Annotated in this window: 16 protein-coding genes; 7 read left to right on the top strand and 9 right to left on the bottom strand. The window is 59.6% G+C overall.

The features are described from left to right. Nucleotides 1-5 precede the first annotated feature (5 nt). The 4 genes from HB664_RS03595 (at nt 6) to HB664_RS03580 (ending at nt 4262) form a co-directional block, all read left to right on the top strand. A complete protein-coding gene (locus HB664_RS03595; RefSeq protein WP_033144327.1) occupies nt 6-1382 on the top strand; it encodes a glycoside hydrolase family 1 protein in 1377 nt (458 codons plus the stop codon). A gap of 5 nt (nt 1383-1387) precedes the next feature. After that, entirely contained in the window at nt 1388-1690 is a 303-nt protein-coding gene (locus HB664_RS03590; RefSeq protein ID WP_029741865.1) for a PTS lactose/cellobiose transporter subunit IIA, read from the top strand. A gap of 136 nt (nt 1691-1826) precedes the next feature. Next, nucleotides 1827-3206 carry a carbohydrate porin gene (locus tag HB664_RS03585; RefSeq protein WP_033144328.1) on the top strand — a complete coding sequence of 460 codons (1380 nt, stop codon included), beginning with the start codon at nt 1827-1829 and terminating at the stop codon, nt 3204-3206. A 150-nt stretch (nt 3207-3356) separates the two neighbouring features. Further along, nucleotides 3357-4262, top strand: a complete 906-nt coding sequence (locus HB664_RS03580) for a DMT family transporter (protein WP_029741863.1) — start codon at nt 3357-3359, stop codon at nt 4260-4262. 50 nt (nt 4263-4312) lie between these two features. Here HB664_RS03580 and nepI read toward each other — a convergent pair whose 3' ends face one another. The 9 genes from nepI to ivbL all read right to left on the bottom strand — a co-directional run bounded on the left by nepI (nt 4313) and on the right by ivbL (nt 13397). Further along, complete coding sequence (gene nepI, locus HB664_RS03575; protein WP_039260374.1) at nt 4313-5503, bottom strand: purine ribonucleoside efflux pump NepI; 1191 nt, start codon at nt 5501-5503, stop codon at nt 4313-4315. 102 nt (nt 5504-5605) lie between these two features. Then, on the bottom strand, nt 5606-6058 hold the full coding sequence (locus HB664_RS03570) for a DUF1198 domain-containing protein (RefSeq protein WP_021242696.1): 453 nt from the start codon (nt 6056-6058) through the stop codon (nt 5606-5608). A gap of 110 nt (nt 6059-6168) precedes the next feature. Continuing rightward, nucleotides 6169-7566: a hexose-6-phosphate:phosphate antiporter gene (gene uhpT / locus HB664_RS03565; RefSeq protein WP_069303449.1), complete on the bottom strand. Its 1398-nt coding sequence runs from the start codon at nt 7564-7566 to the stop codon at nt 6169-6171. 140 nt (nt 7567-7706) lie between these two features. Continuing rightward, entirely contained in the window at nt 7707-9026 is a 1320-nt protein-coding gene (locus tag HB664_RS03560; protein ID WP_033144332.1) for an MFS transporter, read from the bottom strand. After that, nucleotides 9019-10524 carry a signal transduction histidine-protein kinase/phosphatase UhpB gene (gene uhpB, locus HB664_RS03555; protein ID WP_210867606.1) on the bottom strand — a complete coding sequence of 502 codons (1506 nt, stop codon included), beginning with the start codon at nt 10522-10524 and terminating at the stop codon, nt 9019-9021. Before uhpB ends, HB664_RS03560 begins: the two co-directional genes overlap by 8 nt. Continuing rightward, nucleotides 10521-11114: a transcriptional regulator UhpA gene (gene uhpA, locus HB664_RS03550; RefSeq protein ID WP_022646555.1), complete on the bottom strand. Its 594-nt coding sequence runs from the start codon at nt 11112-11114 to the stop codon at nt 10521-10523. The genes uhpB and uhpA overlap by 4 nt, the downstream gene beginning before the upstream one ends. Before the next feature lie 98 nt (nt 11115-11212). Continuing rightward, complete coding sequence (gene ilvN, locus HB664_RS03545) at nt 11213-11500, bottom strand: acetolactate synthase small subunit (RefSeq protein WP_033144334.1); 288 nt, start codon at nt 11498-11500, stop codon at nt 11213-11215. A gap of 3 nt (nt 11501-11503) precedes the next feature. Beyond that, nucleotides 11504-13192, bottom strand: coding sequence for an acetolactate synthase large subunit (gene ilvB / locus HB664_RS03540; RefSeq protein WP_143346323.1), 1689 nt, complete (start codon nt 13190-13192; stop codon nt 11504-11506). 106 nt (nt 13193-13298) lie between these two features. Continuing rightward, a complete protein-coding gene (gene ivbL / locus HB664_RS03535; RefSeq protein WP_057979964.1) occupies nt 13299-13397 on the bottom strand; it encodes an ilvB operon leader peptide IvbL in 99 nt (32 codons plus the stop codon). A 521-nt stretch (nt 13398-13918) separates the two neighbouring features. Between ivbL and tisB the strand changes: the two genes are divergently transcribed. From tisB to HB664_RS03520, 3 genes are all read left to right on the top strand, one after another. Continuing rightward, nucleotides 13919-14008, top strand: a complete 90-nt coding sequence (tisB, locus tag HB664_RS03530; RefSeq protein WP_023309830.1) for a type I toxin-antitoxin system toxin TisB — start codon at nt 13919-13921, stop codon at nt 14006-14008. 64 nt (nt 14009-14072) lie between these two features. Further along, nucleotides 14073-14519 (top strand): GNAT family N-acetyltransferase, encoded by a 447-nt coding sequence (locus HB664_RS03525; RefSeq protein WP_033144339.1) that lies wholly within the window; start codon nt 14073-14075, stop codon nt 14517-14519. Nucleotides 14520-14581: 62 nt separating this feature from the next. Continuing rightward, nucleotides 14582-15415, top strand: a complete 834-nt coding sequence (locus HB664_RS03520; RefSeq protein WP_047059214.1) for an EamA family transporter — start codon at nt 14582-14584, stop codon at nt 15413-15415. The last annotated feature ends 166 nt before the right edge of the window (nt 15416-15581 follow it).

The raw sequence follows: 15581 nt of genomic DNA, 5'->3' as shown, positions 1-15581 counted from the left end.
GAGTTATGAAATACGCATTTCCCGATAATTTCTGGTGGGGCAGCGCAAGCTCCGCTCTCCAGACGGAAGGGGCAAGAGAGGGGGAAACCACGTGGGATTACTGGTTTGCCCGCGAGCCAAACCGTTTTCACAACGGCGTGGGGCCGCAGCAGACCTCCACGTTTTATCAGCACTGGAAAACGGATATTCAGCTGTTAAAGCAGCTGAACCACAACAGCTTTCGCACCTCGATTAGCTGGGCGCGCCTGATCCCCGACGGTATCGGTGAAGTGAACCCGGAAGCGGTCGATTTTTACAATCAGGTCATTGATGAGCTGAATGAACAGGGCATCACGCCGTTTATGACCCTGTTCCATTTCGACATGCCGATGGCGATGCAGGAGATCGGCGGCTGGGAAAACCGCGACGTGGTGGACGCCTACGCCCGCTATGCGCAGATTTGCTTTGAGCTGTTCGGCGATCGCGTGCTGCACTGGTTTACCTTCAACGAGCCGATCGTGCCGGTGGAAGGCGGTTATCTCTACGATTTCCACTACCCGAACGTGGTGGATTTTCGTCGGGCAGCCACCGTGGCGTATCACACCGTGCTGGCCCATGCGAAGGCGGTTCAGGCCTACCGCGCCGGGCATTACGCGGGGGAGATTGGCATCGTGCTGAACCTGACGCCGTCGTACCCGCGTTCGCAGAACCCGGCAGACGTGAAGGCGGCGCACATCGCGGATCTGATGTTTAACCGCAGCTTCCTTGACCCGGTCCTGCGCGGCGAATACCCGGCAGATCTCGTAGCGCTGCTGAAATCCTGCGATCAATTACCCGCCTGTAAACCGGAAGACGGCTTCCTGATTGCGGAAGGGAAAATCGACCTGCTCGGCGTGAACTACTATCAGCCGCGTCGCGTGAAGTGTCGCGACAGCGCGGTGAACCCGCAGGCGCCGTTTATGCCGGAGTGGTTCTTCGATAATTACGAGATGCCGGGCCGCAAGATGAACCCGTACCGCGGCTGGGAAATCTACGAGCCGGGTATTTACGATATTCTGGTCAACCTGCGCGACAATTACGGCAACCCACGCTGCTTTATTTCTGAAAACGGCATGGGCGTCGAAAACGAGCAGCGTTTTATTGAAAATGGCCAGATTAACGATCAATACCGCATCGAGTTTATTTCCGAACATTTAGCCTGGCTGCATAAGGGTATTAGCGAAGGGTGCAATTGTCTCGGCTACCATATGTGGACGTTTATTGATAACTGGTCGTGGTGCAACGCGTATAAAAATCGCTACGGATTTATCCAGCTCGATTTAGAGACGCAGAAACGCACCATTAAGAAAAGCGGAGAGTGGTTTGCCGCTACCGCGTTAAATAATAGTTTTGAAAAAGAGTAATGATGATGATCGCATTAGAAGAAGCCGTAATGGAAATTATCGTCAATGCCGGACAGTCCCGCAGCCTGTGCTTTGAAGCGCTGCACGCGGCGCGTCAGGGCAACATTGACGAAGCCAAAAGCCTGCTGCGCGAAGCCGACGGCTACGCGCGCCAGGCGCACAAGATGCAGACCAAACTGATCGAGCAGGATGCGGGCGAAGGCCGCCAGCCGATGACGTTAATTATGGTGCACGCGCAGGATCATTTAATGAACTCCTTATTAGCGCGTGAACTGTCCGAAGAAATTATTCATTTATATCAGAGATAGTCTATGGCGAAATAATTATTGTAATACCTCTGTACCCTAAATAGAGATCCACTTGTTCTGATGATAGCGACATACTCTGTCAGATCGGAGCGGGATGGTTATTGTCTGAATAAAATTAAACTATATTGAGATAACCATGAATACGATTAAAAAACTTCCATTAACCATGGCGGTTATCGCCGCGCTTTGCCCAATTTCCGTGCTCGCACAGGAATTCACCCAGGAGCAAATCGACGCCATTGTGGCGAAAGCGGTGGATAAAGCCCTGGCCGAACGTCAGGCTAAAATGGATGCGGCGGTCGCGAAAAAAGCGGACGTGGTGACCGAGCCGCAAAGCGCGGCGCAATCTCCGGATATGGCGATCCCGTTCGGAATTAAATTTACCGGCTACGCCCGCTACGGCGCGCACTTCCAGGCCGCCGATCAGAAATACGTCGCGGTGGACGGCTCGTACAACGGCGCGTCCGCCATTGGTCGTCTGGGCAACGAAGGCAACGGCGGGGAATTCCAGCTCTCCAAGGCCTTCAAGGGTGAAAACGGCGCCATCTGGGACGTTAACGTGATGATCGATCACTGGGGCGACGAAGTTAACCTGAAAAAAGCCTACGCGGGGGTGACCAACATTATGGCCTCCAACCCGAACGCCTATTTCTGGGCAGGCCGTGACTTCCACCAGCGTCCGCAGCAGGGCATCAACGATTACTTCTGGATGAACCACGACGGCCAGGGCGCCGGGGTGAAGAACTTCGACATCGGCGGCGTGCAGTTCGACGTGGCCGCCGTGGCGGCGGTGGAATCCTGTAGCCCGGAAGTGATGGAAGATGAAGCCAACCCGTCGCGCATCACCTGTACCGGCGGTTCCGGCACGGGCGACAAAGGCAACTATGCCGCGACCTCAAAAATCCACGGCATGAAGCTTGGCCCGATCGACATGGAGCTGTACGCCAACTACGGCTTTGACTCCAAGGCGGTGGAGAGCGACGAGCGTCTGAACGCGTGGCAGGGCGGCGTGGTGTTGAGCCACACCAACGACAGCGGCGTGAACAAGGTGATCGCCCGCTACTCCGATAACGCGGACAACAGCGTGTTCAACAAAACCGAGGATCTGACCACGGTCTACGCCAGCTTCGAAGGGCTGTACAAATTCACCCAGGCCACGCAGGTGGAGTACATCCTCGCCTTCCACGACTACGACAACAGCCGCGATAAGACCGACAACCGCAAGAACTACAACGCCATCGTGCGACCGATGCACTGGTGGAACGACGTTCACTCCACCTGGCTGGAAGCGGGCTGGCAGCACGTGGATTACGACAACGGCGGCGACAACAAGGGCTGGAAGCTGACCCTGTCCCAGAACATGTCTATCGCCATGGGGCCGGAGTTCCGCCCGATGCTGCGCTTCTACGTGACCGGCGGCAAGGTGGATAACGAACGCACCGCGCGCGTGAACAACACCAAAGACGAAACGCTCGACGACTTCAACGTCGGCGCGATGTGGGAGGCGTGGTTCTAGGCAAGATAGAAGCAAAACGGCAACGCAAGTTGCCGTTTTTAGTGTTTGCTCCCTCTCCCCGTGGGTGTACGGTCCGGGGTGAGGGCATCAGGCCGCACGCAACCATGCTATGCTGTTGACCGAATTAACGACAACATCGCAGGGGAGAAAATGGGTTCCACACGTAAAGGGATGCTAAACGTCCTGATCGCCGCCGTTTTATGGGGCAGTTCCGGCGTTTGCGCGCAGTACATCATGGAGAAAAGCCACATTTCTTCGCCTTACCTGACCATGGTTCGCCTGCTGTTTACCGGCGTGATCCTGCTGACGCTTTCTTTCGTGCACGGCGATAAGATTTTCTCGGTCATCAAACATCGCAAAGACGCCCTCAGCCTGCTGATTTTCTCGCTGGTCGGCGCGCTCACCGTGCAGCTCACCTTCCTGCTGACGATTGAAAAATCCAACGCTGCGACCGCTACCGTGCTGCAGTTTCTCTCGCCGACCATTATCGTGGCCTGGTTCGCCCTGGCGCGGAAAAAGCGTCCCGGCGTGTTTGTGCTGTCGGCCATCATGACGTCGCTTGTCGGCACCTTCCTGCTGGTCACTCACGGCGACCCGACCTCGCTCTCCATCTCGCCTGCCGCGCTGTTCTTCGGCATCGCCTCGGCGTTTGCCGCCGCGTTTTACACCACCTATCCGTCAACGCTGATCGCCCGCTACGGCACGCTGCCGATTGTCGGCTGGAGCATGCTGATCGCCGGGCTAATGCTGACGCCGTTCTACGCCGGGCGCGGGACCACCTTTGTGATTGACGGCAGCCTGCTGCTGGCGTTTTTCTACCTGGTGGTGATTGGCACGGCGCTGACGTTCAGCCTGTATCTGAAAGGCGCGCAGATGATTGGCGGGCCGAAGGCGAGCATTCTGAGCTGCGCCGAGCCGCTGAGCAGCGCGCTGCTGTCGGTGATTTTGCTGGGCGTGGCGTTCACCCTGCCGGACTGGCTGGGGACGCTATTGATCGTGTCGTCGGTAGTGTTGATTTCAATGGATTCGAGAAGACGGGTTCAGACATCGGCGTAGCCTGATGTCCCCTCACCCTAACCCTCTCCCACGGGAGAGGGAGAAAAACACTACTTCGCCTTCACCTTCCCCGCCACCAGCAGCGCGGTCAGCAGCATCAGCGTGCCGGAGATCACCAGCGGTGACGTCAGCCCCAAATGGTCGAGCGCCACGCCGCCAATGGCCGCGCCGCAGGTGTTCGCCAGCTGGATCACCGCCACCTGAATCGACCCGGCTTTTTCCGCCTGATCGGCAAGCGAGCGGGTGATCCACGTCGACCAGCCCACCGGCACCAGGGCAAAGGCCAACCCCCAGATAATCGCGATGGCAGACGCCACCCACTTATCGCTGCCCCACAGCACCAGCACCGCCGCGCTCGCTGCCAGCACCAGCGGCGCACCCGCCAGCGCCACCTTCAGGGAGCGTTTCAGGAACTGGGACGACAGCGAGGTGCCGACAAAGCTGGCAATACCAAAGCTCAGCAGCACCAGCGTCAGGCCGTCCACGTCAAAGCCCGCCATGGTCATAAACACCGGGCGGATGTAGGTGAAGAAGGCAAACTGCCCGGCAAAGGACATAAAGATGGCGGTCATCCCCGCCAGCACGCCGGGGCGCTTCAGCAGCGCGAACATGTTCTGTTTGTGGTGCGCCGCTTCGCCCGGCAGGGACGGCAGTGCTTTCCACACCCAAATGATGCAGAGCAGGCCCATCACCGCCGCCGCGTTAAAGACGTTACGCCAGCCGATAATCCCGCCGAGGAAGCTGCCGAGCGGCGCGGCAATCACCAGCGCGATAGAGACCGCACCGAAGATAACGGAAAGCGCTTTTGGCACCGTCCGCGCGGGCACCAGTCGCATCGTGAGCGAGGCCGACATCGCCCAGAAACCGCCTAATCCCAGCCCCAGGCAGGCGCGCCCCAGCAGCAGCAGGGTGAAGCTTTCCGCGAAGGAGACCAGCAGGCAGGAGAGCGTCAGCAGCACGCTGAACAGAATGACCACCTTGCGGCGGTCGATGGTGCCAATCACCTGGGTGATAAACAGGCTGGCGAACATCGCCACGAAGGCGGTAACGGTGACGGACTGCCCCGCCACGCCCTCAGAAATGCCCAAATCCTGCGCCATCGGCGTCAGCAGGCTCACCGGCAGAAACTCAACGGTAATCAGGCAGGCGACGCAGAACGCCACGGCGAAAACGGCCGACCAGTTGGGGCGAGAAACCTCTTTGGTCTGCGGTCTGGTCGTGGGCTGGATATGTTCTGTCATGGCGTCACCTGAAGATAAAAACGTGCGGAAAAGTCGCGCAGTTTATCATCAAAAGTGTGACGGATTTAACGATTTGACAACTTTTGTCGTTTTTACAGGGGATCAGTGCAGGTAAAACACGCCCTCTTCCGGCAGGAAGAGCTGGTTATAGCGAAGCTGGAAAGCGTTTAGCTCCTGCGGATCGGGCTCCATCTCGCGCATGAAGCCAAGCGCCAGACGAATTTGCGCATCGGTAATGGGTGCGGCAAGGCGGGCTTTACGCAGCATGCGGTGCCAGGCGTGCAGGTTCTCCTCGCTGCCGTCGACGATGCAAACCTGCCAGATCAGCAGCACCTGCGCAGCGTTTTGCAGATGCGCCTCGTCGGGTCGCTCAAGGTAGCGGATAAACTCATTGCCGGGCGTTTTACCGAACTGGTCGATCATCGACTCGACCGGCATCGGGGTGATCCCCAGACGCTCGCTCAAACGTTTGATGGCGCGGCGGGAATCTGAGGTCAGGACGCGAAATCCCACCACAAACACCACGGCAAGCGTTGCCAGCATTATCCAGACCATGCGTTCTCCTATGAATTGCCGCTCATCATAGCGGGAAACGCAGGGCGTCGACAGCGACAGGCATAAAAAAGCCCGGCATCACACACCGGGCAAAGAAGTCACCTGCACACTCAGGCTGCTTTCAATTTCTGCTTCTGCGCACGATTCTCACGGCGAATTTTACGTTCTTCCAGCACCGCTACCATCGCCATCAGGACGATACAGCCGATGGCTGCCGCATCCAGCGCCGCGAAGGTGCCCGCCCAGCCGGTGAGGCCGAAAATTGGCGTGCCGTCGGCGATCATCCCCAGACCCAGCTTGGCGAAGCTGTCGCCGATCAGGTAGGCGAAGGTGCCTTTAATCCCATCGGCGGCGCCGATCGCTTTTTTCGGTACGAAGCCGACTGCCGCCACGCCGATCAGCAGCTGTGGACCAAACACCAGGAAGCCGAGCGCGAACAGGGACGCCAGGTAAACGTACTGGTTGCTGGCATGCTGGTAGACGCCGAGCGTGGCGATAATCAGCGCCAGCGCGACGCAGGCCACCAGCGCACGACGGCCGTTGGCGAGATCCGAGAGCCAGCCCCACAGCAGCGTGCCGACCAGGGCGCCCACTTCGAACAGGGTGAAGCCCTGAATCGCCACTTCTTTAGAGAGCTTCAGCTCCTGGAAGGCATACACGGTCGACCACTGGTCAATACCAATACGCACCACGTAGAGGAAGATGTTTGAGAAGCACAGCAGCCAGATCACTTTGTTTTTCAGCACGTACTCAACAAAGATCTGCCATTTGGACATCTCGTTTTCTTCGGTCTCTTTGTCCTCTTCGCTGATCTCCTCGCCGAACAGCTCTTCGGCTTTGCCGAGGCCGTAAGATTCCGGGGAGTCGCTGCCGTAGCGCAGGCCGATAAAGCCGACAATCAGGGCAATAATCGACGGGAAGATAAACATGCCGATCACGTGGCCGTCGAACAGGTAGTTTGCGCCAAACAGCGCTACGCCAGCCGCCCCCGCCCCGCCGAGGTTGTGGGAGATGTTCCACATGCCGAGGTACGAACCACGCTTGCGGCGCGGGGTCCATTTGGTGATGGTGGAATAGCTGCACGACCCGCCGGTACTCTGGAAGAAGCCACTCAGGGCGTAGAAGGCGATCATCATGAACAGGCTGACGGAGCCCGCACCCATGCTGGCGCTGAAGCCGAGCATACAGATGGCGGAGAGGATCAGCATAAACGGCAGGAACTGCTTGGTGTTTTTGCCGTCCGCATAGTAGGAAACGACGGTTTTACCCACGCCGTAGGTGATGGAGAAGCCCAGGCCAATCATCCCCAGCTGCGTCATGCTCAGCCCGTAGGTTGAGATCATGTCGTTCTGCGCGATGTTAAAGTTTTTGCGGATCAGGTACATGGTCAGGTAGCCGATGAAGACCACCAGATAGGACTGCATGAACGGTTTGAACCACATCTTGCGCCGCACGTCGAGCGGCAAATCCAGGGTCGGCTTGCGCACCTGGTTGAGGAAGGCCAGCATGGTTTGCTCCTGAGCTGATTTTTACCTGCGAATGGCAGGCATTGTAAAAATCAGCCGGGAGAGATACCTGAGACAGCGTCCAGGTAAAACCGAGAAAATTTCCTGGTTTTGCGCCATTCGGGGTGAAAAGGTGAGACGCATCACGCTTCGCTCACCTCGCGCGGCGCCTGCGCATGCAGGAAGGGCAGCAGCAGCAGCGCGGAAATCCCCGCCGCGATGGCGATCACCGCAAAGAATCCGCTCCAGTGCCAGACGTCGATCACCCGCGCCAGCGGCCAGCCGGAGAGCGATGCGCCGAGGTAGGCAAACAGCCCGACAAAACCCGTCGCCGCGCCTGCCGCCTCTTTGTGGGAACACTCTGCCGCCGCCATGCCGATCAGCATCTGCGGGCCAAACACGAAGAAGCCGGTGGTGAAGAAGCACGCCGCCTGCATCACGTAGCTGGCGAACGGCATCAGCCACAGCGAGCCGACGGAGAGCAAAATCCCGGCGGCGAAAATCAGGTTCATCGGACCACGGTTGCCGTTGAACAGCTTGTCCGAACCCCAGCCCGCCACCAGCGCGCCGATAAACCCGCCCAGTTCGAACATCGTCACCGCCGAGTTGGCGGTCACCAGATCCACGCCGAGCGTCTCGGACATGTACAGGTTGCCCCAGTCGTTGATCGCCGCGCGCACCACGTAGACCAGCACGTAGCAGAGCGACAGCAGCCAGATGTACGGGTTTTTCAGTACGTATTTGGTGAGGATCTCCCTGCGGGTCAGCCCCGCACCCTCCTGCTGCTGGGCAATCTCCATTTCGTCGTGCCGCCAGTCGCCCACCGCAGGCAGGCCGACGGTTTGCGGCCGGTCGCGCAGGCGCCAGCAGAGAAACAGCCCGGCAATTATCGCCAGGCCACCGGCAATCATCATCCCCGCGCGCCAGCCGTAGTGCAGCGCCGCCGCCCCCACCACCATCGGAATCAGCGCCCCGCCGACGTTATGCGCGGTGTTCCAGATTGCCCACCAGCCGCCGCGCTCGTTGCGCGAATACCAGGCGGTGAGCAGGCGGGCGCAGACCGGCGCGCCCCAGCCCTGGAAAAAGGCGTTCAGCGCCCACAGCAGGGCAAAGGCCCAAAGCGACGTCGAGAAGCCAAACAGGATATTCACCACCCCGGTGGCGATCAGCCCAACGCCCATGAAATAGCGCGCGTTGGAGCGGTCGCTGACGATGCCGGAGAAGAACTTCGACAGGCCATAGGTGATGTAAAACAGCGTCGCCAGCAGGCCGATATCGGTGCGCGTCATCACGCCGCTGGCGAGGATTTCCGGCGCGGCGGCGTTGAAGCTTTTGCGGGTGAAGTAGAACAGCGCGTAGCCGAGCCAGATGGTCATCAGGATATGGCGACGCCAGTAGCGGTAGCGGGCGTCGATTTCCGCTTTATCGCCAATCGGCGCGGCGCTGGCAGGGGTTTTAAACATGGTAACTCCGTAGCGGCAGGCTGACGCTGACGCGCGTCCCGTGGGTGCAGGAGAGGTTCAGCGTGCCGCCCAGCGCCTTCACGCGCTCGCGCATGCCCGCCAGGCCAAAGCCCTGCTGGCCGGAACCCGGCGGCAGGCCGCAGCCGTCGTCTTCAATTATCAGCTTCAGGCTGTCGTCCTGCTGCCAGCCCTGGATCGTGACCGCGCTGGCGCTGGCGTGCTTGACGATGTTGTTCAACCCTTCCTGACAGACGCGGAACAGCGTCACGCGCTGGCCTTCGCTGAGCGTAAATTCGTTAATGCGCCAGTCGAGATGGCTGACTATTCCGCGGCTTTCCAGCTCCATCTCGCGCATCAGGGAACGCACCGCCTGCTCCAGCGACAGGTCGTCAAGCTGGCGCGGGCGCAGCCGTCCTAACAGGCGACGAACGGAATCATAGACGCCCAGCGAAAGCTGTTCGATATGCGCCCCGCCCTGCTTCACGCCTGCGTTTTCTGCCGCCAGGCGCTGGACAATGCCCGCCTGGGTGCGGATGGCGGTGATGGTCTGGCCGATATCGTCGTGCAGCTCGCGGGCGACCTCCTGCCGCACGCTCTCTTCGGTTTCCAGCAGACGCTCCGCCAGACGGCGGTTGCGCGCCAGCTCGGTTTGCAGGGACTGGTTCAGCTCGCGCAGGCGCTGAATGCCCGCGCCGAGCAGCAGCCCGGTCAGGCTTTGGGCCAGCAGGGAAAGCAGTAAATCCACAGGGTGATCGTGCCAAGTCTGGCTGGCGATCAGCGCGATGGCGTTCATCAGCGTGGCGATCAGCGCCCCCTGCCAGCCGTAGTGCCAGGCCAGGGCGATAATCGGCAGCGCCAGACAAAACGGCGTGAAGCGAGAAAGCTCGGCGGGCAGGCCAAGCTGGAGCCACAGGCTCACCACAAACAGCAGCAGATACCAGATGAGGTGCCGGGCGCGCCAGTTCACCGGCTGGGAAACCAGCGCCGGGCCGAGAGGCTGCCAGACGGTGCTGGTGAGGTAGTGCCAGATCACCAGACAGGTTGGCGCGAGCGTCAGGCCGCCGGTGAGGGTCAGCAGCAGGGCGTTGAGCATCTCCTTCTCGCCGATCCACGGAAGCGACTGCAGCAGCGCGGCGGCCATCAGCGCCGCCCCCTGCCGCAGCAGCGTGCGCCAGTCGCGCTGGTGGCGGTAGCGGGAAATGAGGGCAACCGGGAGAAGCGTGAGCAGGCTTCCGGTCATCAATAAGGGCAGGTGCGCGAGGGCAACCTCCTGCGCCAGCCAGACCAGCATCAGCCATTCAGCACCGAGCAAAACGGGCCAGTAGGCGCGCGGACACTGGAGCATTAACCCCAGACGCAGGCCGAAGGGAAACAGCAGCACCGCCAGCTCCGGGCGTTCCACCAGGTGCAGGCTGATGCTCCACAGGCAAAACCAGGCGGCGGAGAAGATAAAAAAGCTGGCGACAACGGCGATCAGCCGTGAAAAAGCGGAACTCATTGCCAGCTGTCAAACATGCGGCGCGCCAGCTCGACGTCGTTGCTGACGTTGAGTTTTTCCATCAGGTTGGCGCGGTGGACGTGCACGGTTTTCGGGGACAGATCCAGCTCGGCGGCAATCTCTTTTACCGACATCCCCTGCGCGAGCTTCTCAGCCACCTGGCGCTCGCGCCGGGTGAGCGGATCCTGACGTCCGGCCGCCAGCTTGATGGCGATATCCGGCGTTAAATAGCAGCCGCCGGTGGAGACGGTGCGCACGGCGGCGATCAGTTCGTCGGGGCTACAGCGCTTGGAGAGAAAGCCGCGCGCGCCCGCGTTGAGGGCCTGCTCGACCAGCGCCGGGCTGTCGTGGACCGACAGCATGATCGTCGCCATCCCTTTCGGCAGCTGGCTTAGCAGCTCCAGCCCGGAGAGATCCGGCATCGAGATGTCGCAGATACAGACCTGCACCCCGCGCCCCGGCAGGCCCGCCAGCGCCTCGCGACCGGAGCCAAACTCGGCCACGACCTGAAAATCCGGTTCGAGGTTTAAAAGCTGGGCAAAGCCGGAGCGGACGATAAGGTGGTCGTCGATGAGAGCGATGGTGGTCATGTGTGTTCCTGCGGTCTGAAAACGCCGGATGGCGCTGCGCTTATCCGGCCTGCAAGCGCGACGCCTGCAGGCCGACCAGGGCCCTTACCTTAAGCGATTTATTCGAAAAACACCGCAATTTTGTTAAACATGGTGGGATCGGACTGGTTGCGCGCCACTCTGGTGACGTCTTCCAGCTTGTCGATCTGCGCCATCATCTGCTCCAGACGCTGGTCGTCGTTGACCAGCAGCCAGATGCGGCTGTGCTCGCTGCCCTGAATCGGCAGACAGAGAATGCCTTCCACGTTAAACGCCCGGCGGGCAAAGAGCCCGCAGACGTGGGTCATGACGCCAGGGTGGTTGCGGACGGTGAGTTCCAGAATGACGTTATCATGTTGTTTCTGCATGGCTTATTCTCCCACCATCTCAGTATTTGCCGCTCCCGGCGGCACCATCGGATACACTTTTTGTTCAGGGTCGATACGCACGTGGATCAGCGCCGGGCCGGGGCGAGAAATCGCGTCCTGCAGCGCCGCGTGGGCATCCTCTTCGGCGTTCAGATCGCAGGTGTGCAGGCCAAAACCGGCGGCAATCTGCATAAAGTTAATCATCCCCGGGTAGGTCGCGGCAAACACGCCCTGCTTGTAGAACAGGCTCTGCTGCTGGTGCACCAGCCCCAGCGCCTCGTTGTTCATCAGGATGATTTTCACGTCTAACTGGTTTTCGGCCGCGGTCGCCATTTCCTGAATGTTCATCATCAGGCTGCCGTCGCCGGAGAAGCAGATAACCTTGCGGTCCGGGTTGGCGAGCGCCGCACCCACGGCTGCGGGCAGACCAAAGCCCATGGTTCCCAGACCGCCGGAGGTCAGCCACTGGCGCGGACGGTTCAGCGGGTAGGCCTGGGCGGTCCACATCTGATGCTGGCCGACGTCGGTGGTGATAATTGCGCTGTCGTCCACGCAGGCGGCCACGGCGTTGATCAGTCCGTAGTGGCTCAGCGGGTCGCCTTCGGTTGGGATGGCGCCCGGGAACTCGCGCTGCAGATCGGCCACCAGCTGGCGCCAGTCGGCGCGGTCGGCTGCGTCCGTCTGCGGGATCAGCTGCGCCAGCACCTCGGCCACGTCACCCTGAATCGCCACGTGCGGCTGCTTGATTTTACCCAGCTCGGCGCGGTCGATATCCACGTGAATGATTTTGGCGTTCGGGCAGAACTGCTCGGTTTTGCCGATCGCCCGGTCATCAAAACGCGCGCCCATAACAATCAGCAAATCAGCCTCTTGCAGGATGTAGTTGGTGCTGCGCGCGCCGTGCATGCCCAGCATGCCGAGAGAGAGCGGGTGCGCTTTAGGCAGCATGCCCAGCGCCATCAGAGTCATGGTGGTCGGCAGGTTGGCTTTCTCTGCAAACTGGCGGATTTCATCCGCAGCGTTAATCGCTCCGCCGCCCAGATAGAGCACCGGGCGTTTGGCGGCGTTAATCATGGCGGCGGCATCGCGCACGCTCTCAGCGCTGAATTCCGGCGCGGGGGCACGCTCGCCCGGCTCCGGCAGGACGTCGATTTCGATCTCAGCGGTCTGGACATCCTTAGGAATGTCTATCCACACCGGGCCCGGGCGGCCAGACTGCGCAATGTGGAACGCATCGCTGATAACCTGAGGAAGCTCGCTGATATCGCGAACTAAATAGTTATGTTTGGTGATGGGGATAGAGATGCCGTAGGTGTCCACTTCCTGGAACGCATCGGTGCCGATCATTGAGGACGGTACCTGGCCGGTAATGCAGATCAGCGGAATGGAGTCGAGGCGCGCGTCGGCGATGGCGGTCACCAGGTTGGTTGCGCCCGGGCCGCTGCAGGCCATACAGACCGCCGGTTTGCCCTGCGTACGCGCCATGCCCTGAGCAATAAAGCCAGCCCCCTGCTCGTGGCGCGCCAGCACGTGGCGGATCTGCGTGCTTTGGCTTAACGCATCGTACAGCGGCAGTACCGTGCCGCCAGGGATACCCGCAACCGTGGTGATGCCCTGCCGTTCCAGCAGATGAACGATCAGCTGCGCGCCAGTAAAACGCGTCGTGGTGGATGTTGTGCCCGAACTTGCCATGCTCCAGTCCTTTTCTTCTGGGCCGACGTTCCGGGGAGGGTCCTAAACGAAAAACCCCGCCCGGTTTGCGCCGGCGGGGTTTTGGATTCGTGTGTTGATCCAGTCCCTACGGCGCATTGCCGACGACCACCACCACACGCACGACGACCACTGCGGCTGGTTGCGCAGTTTTTAGTAGGGTCGAAGTGAAGATGGATGAAGTCATTGGGGACCTGTGTTTGGAATCATTGATGGAATTTATACAAACACAGGTTTTCGGGCGTGACAATGGAAATATTTTCATCTGCGCAAAAATGCGCCAGGGATCACGTTTCGTTTGTTGAGGGATGAAAACAAAAAACCCCGCCGGAGCGAGGTTTTTATCAGGGTTTTGCGGTTGGTCGCCGCAGAACACACTGTGTTACGTCAACGCAAAAAGTATACGCGATCGAAGACGAACGCGCAATTCAGGCACGGATTTTGACGTTTTTGAGTATGGATCGCCTTCCGGATTTTGTCCAAAAAATACTGTTCATACATACAGTATTTATCTATACTGAGGGTGTTCGCAGTGAGCGAGGGGGCCGCAGTTTTACCGGCGCAACGAAGTCCTGGCTGAAACGGGTGGTGCCGTCAGTGCCTTAACCCCTGAAGTGAGCACACTGTGTTACGTCAATCCAGGTGCTGGCAACAGGCGGCGGAAAGGTACGCCAGCATCGTGCTCCTTTTAACCAAAAGGAGACGCGTATGAGCGTAGTGGATATGGTGATACTTATCCTCAAACTCATTGTTGCAGTACTGCAACTGCTTGATGCTGTCCTGAAATTCCTTCGGTAATTCAGGTTCAAGTCGCACCTGAGAGGGGCGGGAAACCGCCCCTCTTTAATAACGAGGGAATGCTATGTCGCGTCTGTTAATTGAGCCCGTCACACCGGATGAACCGGGGTATATCGCCCTGAAGGCTGAAAGTATCGCACTGAATTTCAACATGCTGCGCAGGCTGGAAGAGAACTGGCAGCGCGGCGAGAACCGCTTTAACGCACCGGGAGAAAAGCTGCTGGGCGCGTTTCTTAACGGCAAGCTGGTCGGCGTATGCGGCCTCAACCGCGATCCGTTCAGCCAGCAGCCGCGCGCCGGACGTATTCGCCATCTCTACGTCAGCGAGAAGTGCCGCGGGCTGGGCATTGGCAAACAGCTTTTAACCGTGGTGATGGCCGATGCCAGCATCTGGTTTGATTTTCTGAATACCCACGCGCCGGACAGTGCCTACGGGTTTTATAATCGGGCGGGTTTTACGCTGGTCTCGGACGAACCGCGGGTGACGCACCGCCTTTTTTGTGCCGTGTAACCGGCTGGCAGCATCAGGGTGTGAATGTTACAGTTGAGTGACAATTCATCACCCGATACGCCATGACCACCACCGTTTTCTGCATTTTGCTCTTCGCCGCGCTGCTGCATGCCAGCTGGAACGCCATCGTTAAGGCCGGAACGGACAAGCTCTATTCCGCGATAAGCGTCAGCGGATCCGCCACGCTTATCGCTCTGGTCTTACTGCCGTTTTCCCCACAGCCATCTGCTGCAAGCTGGCCGTTTTTGATCGTCTCCTGCGCCTTACAGGTTGTGTACACCGTGCTGGTAGCGAAAACCTATCAGGTCTCCGATATGAGCCAGACCTATCCCCTGATGCGCGGCACCGCCCCGCTGCTGGTGGCGCTGATCGGCGTGCTGGCGCTCGGCGATCGTCTCTCCTGGCTCGCCTGGTCCGGCATCGGAGTAATTTGCCTTTCGATTCTGGCGATGGCGATGCATAGCCGCATGCAGTCACGCAAAGGGATCTGGCTGGCGCTGCTGAACGCCTGCTTCATTGCCGGGTATACGCTGGTGGACGGCACCGGCGTGCGGCTGTCGGACACCGCGCTGGGCTACACGCTGTGGACCTTCTTTATGAACGGCTTCTGCCTGCTGAGCTGGGCGATGGTGGCGCGTCGGCGCGAGGCGTCCGGCTACCTGCGCCTGCACTGGAAAAAGGGGTTACTCGGCGGGGTGGGCACCATGGGCTCTTACGGTCTGGCGCTTTGGGCCATGACGCAGGCACCGCTGGCGGTGGTCGCGGCGCTGCGTGAAACCTCGATTCTTTTCGGGGCGCTGATCGCGTTTGTCCTTTTAAAAGAGAAGGTTGCGGGCCTGCGCATCGCGGCGGCGCTGGGTATTGCCGGCGGCGCCATTCTGCTGCGCCTGGCGTAAATCACTGGCAACATTAGTTGCCGTTCTTGTTTACAAATCCTGCCTTTCCCGGTTTTTTCATTCACCACGACAATGCTTAAATTGTCATCTCTCTGTGGTAGATTCCTCGCGCATTTATGGGAATGCGCAGTCACTTATTCTTCATTTTTCTCTTTTGGCAAAAGTA

It is taken from the genome of Enterobacter sp. DNB-S2 (genome assembly GCF_019443845.1).
GTDB lineage: Bacteria > Pseudomonadota > Gammaproteobacteria > Enterobacterales > Enterobacteriaceae > Enterobacter > Enterobacter asburiae_B.
This window is presented reverse-complemented; position numbering and strand designations above follow the sequence as displayed.